The organism is uncultured Salinicola sp., assembly GCF_937921195.1.
Classification (GTDB): Bacteria; Pseudomonadota; Gammaproteobacteria; order Pseudomonadales; family Halomonadaceae; genus Salinicola.
Genome location: NZ_CALFQK010000151.1, coordinates 1 through 9624 on the forward strand (window position 1 = coordinate 1; position 9624 = coordinate 9624).

The 9624-nt window shown below is 60.5% G+C and carries 9 protein-coding genes and 1 pseudogene; 4 read left to right on the forward strand and 6 right to left on the reverse strand.

Features of this window, described 5'->3' with window-relative positions:
* The coding region (locus Q0602_RS16995; protein ID WP_298845791.1) for a hypothetical protein at nt 1-277 on the forward strand (277 nt) is incomplete at its 5' end.
* 152 nt (nt 278-429) lie between these two features.
* On the opposite strand, the gene Q0602_RS17000 is transcribed toward Q0602_RS16995, so the two are convergent.
* Both Q0602_RS17000 and Q0602_RS17005 read right to left on the reverse strand, forming a co-directional pair.
* Nucleotides 430-858 carry a hypothetical protein gene (locus tag Q0602_RS17000; protein WP_151884658.1) on the reverse strand — a complete coding sequence of 143 codons (429 nt, stop codon included), beginning with the start codon at nt 856-858 and terminating at the stop codon, nt 430-432.
* Nucleotides 855-1685 carry a hypothetical protein gene (locus Q0602_RS17005; RefSeq protein ID WP_151884657.1) on the reverse strand — a complete coding sequence of 277 codons (831 nt, stop codon included), beginning with the start codon at nt 1683-1685 and terminating at the stop codon, nt 855-857. Before Q0602_RS17005 ends, Q0602_RS17000 begins: the two co-directional genes overlap by 4 nt.
* A gap of 564 nt (nt 1686-2249) precedes the next feature.
* Between Q0602_RS17005 and Q0602_RS17010 the strand changes: the two genes are divergently transcribed.
* Nucleotides 2250-3698, forward strand: coding sequence for a hypothetical protein (locus Q0602_RS17010; RefSeq protein ID WP_298845795.1), 1449 nt, complete (start codon nt 2250-2252; stop codon nt 3696-3698).
* On the opposite strand, the gene Q0602_RS17015 is transcribed toward Q0602_RS17010, so the two are convergent.
* Nucleotides 3695-4390 (reverse strand): hypothetical protein, encoded by a 696-nt coding sequence (locus Q0602_RS17015; RefSeq protein WP_151884656.1) that lies wholly within the window; start codon nt 4388-4390, stop codon nt 3695-3697. The genes Q0602_RS17010 and Q0602_RS17015 overlap by 4 nt on opposite strands.
* A complete protein-coding gene (locus Q0602_RS17020; protein WP_151884655.1) occupies nt 4387-5988 on the reverse strand; it encodes an adenylosuccinate synthetase in 1602 nt (533 codons plus the stop codon). Before Q0602_RS17020 ends, Q0602_RS17015 begins: the two co-directional genes overlap by 4 nt.
* 96 nt (nt 5989-6084) lie before the next feature.
* On the opposite strand from Q0602_RS17020, the gene Q0602_RS17025 reads away from it, so the two are divergent.
* Both Q0602_RS17025 and Q0602_RS17030 read left to right on the forward strand, forming a co-directional pair.
* Entirely contained in the window at nt 6085-6660 is a 576-nt protein-coding gene (locus tag Q0602_RS17025; RefSeq protein WP_298845800.1) for a hypothetical protein, read from the forward strand.
* A 343-nt stretch (nt 6661-7003) separates the two neighbouring features.
* Nucleotides 7004-7840, forward strand: a complete 837-nt coding sequence (locus tag Q0602_RS17030; protein ID WP_298845802.1) for a hypothetical protein — start codon at nt 7004-7006, stop codon at nt 7838-7840.
* A gap of 36 nt (nt 7841-7876) precedes the next feature.
* Here Q0602_RS17030 and Q0602_RS17035 read toward each other — a convergent pair whose 3' ends face one another.
* A complete protein-coding gene (locus Q0602_RS17035; protein WP_151884652.1) occupies nt 7877-9499 on the reverse strand; it encodes a recombinase family protein in 1623 nt (540 codons plus the stop codon).
* 36 nt (nt 9500-9535) lie between these two features.
* Nucleotides 9536-9624, reverse strand: a pseudogene (locus Q0602_RS17040) (ATP-binding protein); the annotation flags it as partial.

Here is a 9624-nt window from a genome sequence, read left to right on the forward strand (position 1 = left end):
CGTGAGGTTCGCCATCAGGCACCGATGGGCCAGGATGCTGATCGGTGACTTCGAAGCCGCCTTCGAGAATCTGGGCTGCACGTTAACGGACATCCACGGCTTTCCGCCCCTACCAGCCCAAAGCTTCAGGGCACCCGAGGACGATCTGAAGCTGACCCGGGAATACCTGCGACTGATCATTCCGAACCTGTCGTCGGCTCACATCGGAGAGGCACGAGTGACCGCCAACCGCTTCAAGAGGCGCTCGAGGAGCGAGATCCTTGCTCGCCTCCCTTGAATGCTCACCCCCGTTCCTACACACCCCTCGGGCATCGCCAGCAATGTCGCGAACCCCGGGCATGGAGGGCAGGTCACGATCGGAGCACCGGTCTCGATCAGAGAGCTCAGGAAGAACCTGGCGCGTTCTTCGAAATCGCACCGGACCGGATGTCAGTCCGTCGCGGGGGCCTCGTAGGTCCGTCGCCTCGCCACCCTCTCGATATCGTAGAGCGCCTGGGGATACCACCCAGGCGACTCCGGGCCCCGTTCCCCGTATCTGTCAGCGAGTTCTGCACGTATCGCATGAGCGGACTTCCGGTCTTCGTCCCGGGAAGTCAGCCATGCCCAGAGCGAAACCAGCCAGTACACCGGATAGGTAAGCAACGAGAAACACAGCGCGATGTACGCCAGAGGGCTGTCCGAACCGGCCATCCACCAGAAGAAGAGCGAACACAGGGCGGACAACGAGAATGCGGCGACAGCCGTCGGCAAGGGCCGGAGGATGAACGATGCGGTGAAGTGCGACAGTCCATAGACGACGTTCAGAAGAGCCGCGCATGCGAAGACGATACTGCCGAGCACGAGAAGTACGTCCGTCATTCCTCGGCCTCGTCCTCTCCGGCCACCTCGTCGATGAGCATCTTCTCGACGTTGTGGACACTGATGTTCGCGATCTGCTCACCGGAGATCGCTACCACACCGCCCACGAGCTCCCGGTCGAACGACCTGTAGGCGCTCGAGCGTACGGGCTCCTCGTCCTCGTTCACCCGCCAAGCGGGAACGGGCGGGGTGGCATCCTCCCCGAGACGGTAGATGAAACGCTCCGGACGTGACAATGCTACCGACAGGACGCTACCGTCCGGTCCATGCCTGATGTCCACGATCAGCCCCAGATATGCCAGGGCGTATCCATCGGAATGCGGTTTGGTGAAGACGTGGCCGATCGGCATGTATCCGTTCTCGGCCGGACGAACCACGTGCTGGAACAGCCAGCCGTGACCGCCCAGATCGAATGGTTCGACAAGCAGGTCAAAGGGATCTCGCGAGATGAAACCGACGATTGCGAAGACTTCGAGCACGGACACTACAGCGAGGGCGAACACGGTACCCCCTCCCATCGGGATGCCTTTGGTAACGACTTCGACCAAGGCGGTGATAGGGTTGTCGATGGCGGGGCCGATATCAAGTGCATCCCGTCTGGAAGCGATATCGATCACGAGGGCGAGGCCGAGCTCCACGACGATGAACGCCAGGAAATGCACGGCGAGCGAAAGGCAGATCGCGGTCACCAGTGTGCGGACCGAGGTTAGGGGCTGTTCGAGACGACGAACGCCGGCCAGGCCGGACTTCTGGTTGAAGGCCGCCACGGCTACGAGACCGGGTAGGAGAATGCATACGCTGGCGAAGAAGCCGAGCGTGAAGTTCACGTTCAGGCTACGCTAGGGTGAGTCGAGCCGGCAGTGTCCGCTGCAGTGTTACCACCTGATTTCCGCGTCTGACCGGAGTCACGGACTCCATGCGCAGCAGTGGTCTTCCGGCGTTCCGACTGCATTTCGATGAGCTTCGAATATCCGCCGACCATGCGGGCCGCGCGACCGGCCTTCCTCTGTTCCTTGACGGTCATCAAACTTGCCATGTTGCCAAGATAGGGGCTTGCGCGCTCGATGTCCATTGCGAGTTGGATGTTTCGAACCCATCATTGCCGAGCTGTAGCGCGACAAGCGACGGCGCGTGCGGGCACCCGCTTCCGCTACTCTTCGCCTCGGAGCGAGTCCTGTGAACGGTGAACGTATGCTCGCCCCTCCGACAGGGCCCCATAAGGCTCATCGTCGGGGTGGACACGCACATTCCTGAAGACCTGCCACGGCCCGAGATCCTCAGGAAGATCCCTTCCATCGTAGAGCAGCGAATAGCCCCGCCAACCTTCCGGGGCGAGAAAGACGAATGCATTCATACGATCACTCCCATGCGGTCCACGATGGATAGGGTGATTGACAAGGTCAAGCAGCCGACAAGCAGCGCACAGACTTCCGATTGAGGTTGCAGCCGTAACGTACAGAAGCGAAGGAAAAGCAATCATGCATCACAAGGACGCGATTCTCGATTCTCTGGCCGAACGCGGCAATGTCGCCCAGTTCGTCGCCTTCCGCCCCTCGAACGGCAATCCACGACAGAGCAACTCTCGGATCGCCGGTCACGAGCCCAACCAACTGTTCCTCGACCCGTTCGAGGCGATAGAGACACTTCTTGCTGCCAGCGCGGATCAATCCGTCAACGTACGGAGCTATCTCCCCAGCGATCCGCGCAGCCGCGAATTCGTATATGGGCTGGTCAGCGCGCGCGAGGCCTTCGACACCGTGCGGCGCCTGACGGGCGAAGGCCTGCACACCATCGTCAACGAGACCGTGGACGTATCCGACGGGGGCGTCTCGGGCGTCCTTCAGGGGCAGACGCTCGAGTTCTCACCCGACGACACGCCGCGATGCGTTGAAAAACCGGGAACAGCGTCGATGCCGTTCGAAAAGGGCATGGCGCTCTTCGAACTGGTCTACGGTTTCCGCCCCGATCTAGACGCAGCAGCGGGCGAACGGACGGAATTCAGCATCCATCCGCGGCCGATGGGCTGGAAGCAGACCCATACCCTCCTCTGGGAGCATGAAGAGGGCGTGCCGGAAGTGTCGCACACGTCGATCGGATGGCCCAACAACTTCAGCCGTATGATCGGTGACAAGGCCTTCGGGCTAGTGATCGCGCATCTCGCCGGCGCACGCGTTCCGCACACCCTCGCCATTCCCAGGCGCGTGCGACCATTCGCCTTCGGCCGATCTACCGGTGACCTCGAAGTGTGGACACGTACCTGCCCCACAGAACAACAACCGGGCCTCTATACAACCGTCAAGGGATGGGTCGATCCCTTCACCCTGATGCAGAAGGAGGATCCGAAAGGCGATCGAATTGCTTCGGTGCTGTCTCAGCAAGCGGTGGCAGCTGGATACTCGGGCGCGGCCATCGCGACCGCCGATGGCGAACTCGTCATCGAGGGCGTGAAGGGCGAAGGGGACGATTTCATGACAGGCAAGGTTCAGCCCACGGACCTTCCGCCCTCCGTCAGAGCCGATATCGAGAATCTCAACCGACGCCTGACACTGGCACTCGGCCCGGTCCGGTTCGAATGGGTGCACGACGGGCGGACCGCGTGGTGCGTGCAGCTCCATCAGGGTCGGAGCGTCAGTACCAGCCGTGTAATCGTGAGCGGGACGACGGAGGAATGGCTCGATTTCGATGTCTCTCGCGGCCTGCCTGCGCTGCGCAAACTCCTGTCGGAAATCCCGCCCGGGACGGGCATTCTGGTGCAGGGCGAAGTGGGATTGACCAGCCATATCGCAGACGTGTTGCGCAAGGAAGGCCGCCCGGCACGCCTCGCGAGCGTCGAAGCCTAGGGGCGGTCGTCATCGGTGGCCTCAGGGCTCCGCCATAGCTCGCCGAGTACTGTGTCGTTCTCGGCCTCGTGCACTGCGAGAACGAACTGCGAAATATCGGGTGCGCCTCCTTCCACGACGAGTTCGACCACATTTCCATAGGGGTTGCGTCCCGCCTTGCGGCGTTCGTCGAAGGGGAAGTCCCCGATGCGCTTGAACGTGTCCTTGCCACGTGGGAGAGGCCTGTAGATGGTCGAGCCGCTGTTCATTGGGCTGAGGAGGATGCGGTCGTGGTACGCTACCACCAATCGCTTCGTATCCAACGTGAGGACCGTCTGCTTCCTTCCACGATAGGCTCGCGCGCCGAGGAGGTTCCAGACACGCTGACGCGATAGCCAGAAGAACGACTTGGAGTTCAGCGTACGATACCAATCAGCGGGTTCAAGTCCGTCCTGCAGACATTTCGCAAGTGCGCCGTCACGCATCGGCTTCTGGTCACGCAAAACTGCCCCGGGCAATCCCTCCCGCGTGATCGTAACGTTCTCAGGGCGATGCCTGGCGAAGTGCCTGTCGCGATCCTCCCCCTCGATGCCATACAGGTCGAGGAGCGCTTCCACACTGAGCAGCCCATGTTCCTTTATGGCGGGCCACGCCCCTTCGTGGGCCATGTGATAGAGGCGTGGATACGTCTCGACGAGAGTTTCGACCTTCAAGCCCAGCTTCCTTTCTCCAGCACGCCGTCCTTGGCGAACGCCTTGGACACGTAGTCGACCGACACACCCGTTACCATCTCCAGCTTCCTGATGAATTCCTGCGTCCGGTCGTTCAGTTCGTCGTAGTCAGTTGCCTCCCGGTTCTCGACGCCGAAGTAGTCGGCGAAGGTAAGGGCGATCCTGGTCGCACCGTTCAACTGCGCCGAGCGACGGATCCGCGCCCAGTCGAACTCGGCGACACGGCGAGGCTTATTCGATATGGTTCCTCTTTCGGTCGTGCCGAACTCCTCGAGCGGTACCTTCGATCTTTCGTGGATCGTCTCGAAGTCGATCACCTGTCCCATGGCTCCTGAAGGGCCTCCGACGCGTATCGGATAGGTACGTACGACCATGATGACATCACGAACGACCGCGAACGAGATGCCCGCGTCCGCGAGACAGCCTGAACTGGACGTCTCGCGCGACGTGACATGGGGATATCGGCCATGATGTATGCTGAGTTCGGTCCCCTGGGTGCCTTCGACAAGAACCGGTCGACCCTCCATGAGCATCGCTTCGATGATTTCGCGCGCCGGTCGCACGAAGGGCCTCAAACGTTCCACGTCGCGCGCAAGGCGCACCGCCGGCCCGAAGATCGGCTCGCCGCGGTTCAGGATCTTGCGAGCCGCTGCCGCACCTACACCCTGCGCGGTGGTGGCGATCCTGTTGAGGCCGCCCTCCTTGTCGCCATCCTCGATGTCCCGGTCCTCCTGCTCGATCACGATGGCCTGTGGGTCGATCGTCAATCTCTCCGGGGTCACGTCGTGGTCGCTCATTTCCAATTCGAGCTGCGGCAGCCAGAGCGTCGAACCGGCTGCGATGACGATCTTCGCCTTCGGGTTCGACTGCGAACCCGAGGGGAATTGGACATATTTGTAGTTGGGGTCAGCCACCCGGTGGCCGGCGTTGGGGCCCCCGATGCGCACCAGACAATCGTAGTTCTCCGCGAGATGAGCGCAGACGTTGCCCTTGCCCTCGCTCCCGTACTGTCCACCCACGATGACATCCAACGTGCGCTGCAGAGGAAGAGCTGGCCGTCCGAGCCAGGCCATGGCCGTGACGGCGAGATCCTCGCTGGTCGCGGCAGTGGCATCAAGCACCAGATCTGCGATTGCGGCGAGGGTCGGCACCTGTGTTTCCGTGCCGTGTTCCGCGGCCTTGGCGTAGGACTCGAACTCCCGAACGTCCGTTTCGCGGTTCTTGTAGCGGGCCTCCAGGACGTCATCGTCGGCATAGAGATGAATGTGGATCACCTTCTCGCCAAACCTTGATCGCAATGCTTCTACCTGCTTGGCGATACGGGCGGAATCGAGGATGAGGATCGAGGTGTCGGATGACTCGACGACGGGTTCCAGCGCGTCGGCGACCCAGGTCCCGCCTGTCTCGAGATCCAGACGGTCGCCCGCATCCTGAAGGGCTCCTCGCTCGTTCTGGCAACCGGTGGTCTCGAGAATGTGGGCGCGGGTCGAGACACGTTCGGCGTCGAAACGCTTCAACGCCTCTACAAAACTCGACTTACCGACGCCGATCGGACCAGACAGAACTATAAGGTGTTTCACGGAAATCCCCTGCTGTTTTGGATATTATTTCACTTCATCCTATAAGTTGATCGGAAGCAAACCGATGAAATCGATTTTCCGCCGAAAGGAGCTCACTTGAATTTCTTCTCGCCCAATCTCGCAATCGTCTCCCGCAAGGGACCGACGATCATGCTGGCCAGCGGGAAGCGCTTCGATCTGCTCGACCCGCATAACAGTGATTTCGATATCGCCGACATCGCGCACGGGCTTGCGCATGTGTGCAGATATGCCGGACAATGCAGGACATTCTACTCTGTCGCCGAGCACTCGATCCTCGTCAGCGAGACGGTCGAGGACTTCGCCTTCGAGGCTCTCCTGCATGACGCCGCCGAAGCCTTCATCGGGGATATCACACGCCCCCTCAAGCAGCTGCTACCTGATTACAAAGCGATCGAGGCGGACATCGAAGCTACGATAAGTGCGCGATTTCAGCTGCGAAGCGATGCGAGACCCATCATCAAGAAGGCAGACCTGCGAGTGCTCGCAGCAGAGCAAATACAGGTGATGGCCCAAGGTTGCGCCGATTGGGCAGAAGATGCCGGGATCGAACCGGCAGACATCAAGGTGCGAGGCCTTCTTCCAGCGGATGCCAAGGCCGAATTCCTCCGCCGTTTCGAGGCATTGCGTCCAAAAGCGATAATCGCCACCTAAGGCGCAGCCAGATCAATCTAGCAGAAGCGTCTGAGCCGGATTGGCCGAGGACATGTGGCGTGGCCGCCTGTCTCCATTAAATGGATGGAAACGCAAGATTTCTTAAAAGTTTTCTCTGAATGAGGAAGAGAATCTGGGTCTTAGCCAAGAGGGAAAAGGCTCCTTCACTTCATTCCGGAGAATTCAAATGACCATGCATTGGGACAGCGCCAAGGATCTACAGCTGATGAAGCTCATCCTCGAGCGCGAGAACTCCCTTCGCGGTGACAGCGCCCTGGACAACCTCAAGGGTCAACTCCGTCTCGAACCGCACCCGCACCGCAAACATCTCAACGAGCTGTCGGTGAAGCTCAAGCTGGGGCGCAAGATCGAGGTCGACCTCTACGGCGTCATCTCGCGATCGGAACCGTCACTCGATGAAATCGCCCAATCGACCAGTGAACTCCTCGACGGCATCGACGACATCGATCGCATCAGTGACATGCTGGTCGAAGAAATCACCGAATTGCGCCAACATCTTCGGAAGAAGTTGGCGGCCGAGCGCCGCAAGGGGGCGCGTATCGACGCGAGCATCGGGATCGGCAGGGTGGAAGTCGACTATGCGCGAGATACCGGGCCGGTCCTGGCCCTCGAATACGTTCGAGAGGACCTGCGGGTTCACAGGACGGAGTTCATGGTCCAGTCGACCACCGAGATCGACGAAGCGTTCGAAGATATTCGGGAGGAACTTCTGTGGCATTCGGCTCAATTGACGGAGCTCGAGTCAATCGGTGCCGTCGGACAGGTCCATCCCCTGTTGGTGCACGCAATCCGTCAACGCGATCTACCTCTCGAGGCCACCCTTCGATCAATCTATCAGAACGACGATCAGTCGCAGTCCATCCATCTCGAGAACGACGCAAACATCGTGGTGTACTGGAAAGCGGGCGCTCTGACCGGTACTTTCCGGGTCGGTGACGATGTTCGCTTCCAAGAATGTCGCATTAGGCTCGGAGCCGGTCGAAAGTCCGTCCCGGCGTCCGCGACGGGGCGCGAGATCGCGGAAGTGGTGAACCTTGCGGACCCACTTCCGCAGGGCGTCCGCATCAAAGCTGTCCGCAAAGGATACGACGAAGGGCAGGAGCTGGTCGTCGAAGCTACGCCGATACCCTTCGACGCGCAGGGTAAGCTGATCACTTGAAGATAGGGCGATCGGTCGACCATTCCCGGCCGATCGCTACTTCCCTTGCGGTGTTTCTCGAATGGGATCGATTCGCCCCCTGATCCATTCGGTGTCTCCTTGGATATCGTTGTAATCGATAACCACCGACCATTCATCCGCGACGGTCATGGTAACGCCTATGATTTTGGGGCCATGGAAGGAGAGCTGGGTCACCAAGGCGTGCACCGCGGATCGAATCTTGGACCGTGCCTCGAAACGCAAGTCCTCGTCCTCGTCATGCAGGGATTCGCGCAGACGATTGATGCGGGCCCATTGTTCCTCCCTGCTGGGAGTGTGTACCAATTCGAGCAGTCGCTCCCGTGCCTCGTCCAGAGCCGACTGCGCACGGTCCACGCCTTCAGCCATCTCCGCCCAGGCAGCCTGTGCCTCGTGTCTTCCAGACTCGATCGCGATGCGCAAGGCGGACTCGGCTCTCGCCTTGGCAAGGTCCCAGACGCGTTCCAAGCGAGCGACCTCGATCTCGAGATCGCGCACTTCCGACTGGGATGCCGCGTGATCCTCGTGAAGTGCCTCGTAGATGATCGGATCGAGGATGCCGCGCTCCCAGATCGCGTAATTATAGTGCACCCCGTTCTCGCACCCCCGGCCTCTCTGGTAGCCGTCGCAGACCAGATAGTCCTCGTTCACCCACGATCCGTCGGCTCGCTGCTTTCTGCCTTTCCCCCTGAATGTCATCTTGGATGAACACGCTTCGCATCGGGCCAGTCCCGAGAAGAGGTTGACCAGCTTCCGCCCGCGACCTGTCGATGTCCGCGATCTCTCCCTCATCGCGTTCATCGCGCGGCGGTGAAGGTCTGCATCGACGATCACCGGATAGTAATCGAGGACCACCTCACCGGTCATCGACCGCTTCGTCCCACGAGCCTTTCTGGCCGTGTGCAGCTCCCCGATCACCGCCGGATTACGAAGGATCTTCTGGACATACGAAGCGTGCCACGCTTCCGCCCTTCCGAAGGTGGGAACGCCTTCGAGGTTGAGGTTCCTGGCGATATGCTGTTTGCCCAGCCCCGCCACCGTATCCTCGAATATACGGCGCACTATTTCCGCTCGAGCCGGAATCGGGATAAAGACCGGGGGTGTTCCGACGACCTCGAGCCATGCTGGCGCGCGGCGGGTCATCACGAATTTCTCGCCCGCGTTCAGTCGGCGGCGCTTCGCCGCCCATGCAGCGGCCAATCTCTGGCTCTTCTTGTCTGATTCCTCGTGGCTGAGCTGCGCCTTGACCACCACCTCGATGATGCTCGCCATGTCGAAGTTGCCCTTCGAATAGCGCCGCGAACCGTCGACGGTTGCAACCACCACGCCGGCTTCCGTGAGATTCATCATCCAGAGGAACACCTTGCCCGGTTCCTGGCGCGACAGACGATCGATCTTCTCGCAAAGGAGGATGACACCGTCCGGAAAGCGCCCGGCTTCGACAGAGGCTACGAAGCTTCCAAGGGCACCCGTTGAGGCATGTTCGCCCTTGAAGGCACTGATGCCATCGTCGACAAGCTCATCCACCACTCGCCAACCATTGTCGGCCGCGTGCTGCCGACAATCCTGGCGCTGCCTTTCGAGACTGGAGCCCTTTGCCTGTTCGGCGCTCGACCAGCGAATGTAGATGACGCAATCCATGGGAAATTTCCTACGCGGTGTAGGTATATATTACCTTAGCAGATTGTGCCCGCCTGCGGCAGCGATCTCCAGCGCGCGCTTGGCGGTTTCCTGGCCCTTGACCTGCCGCAGGTCCGCGCCGGTTG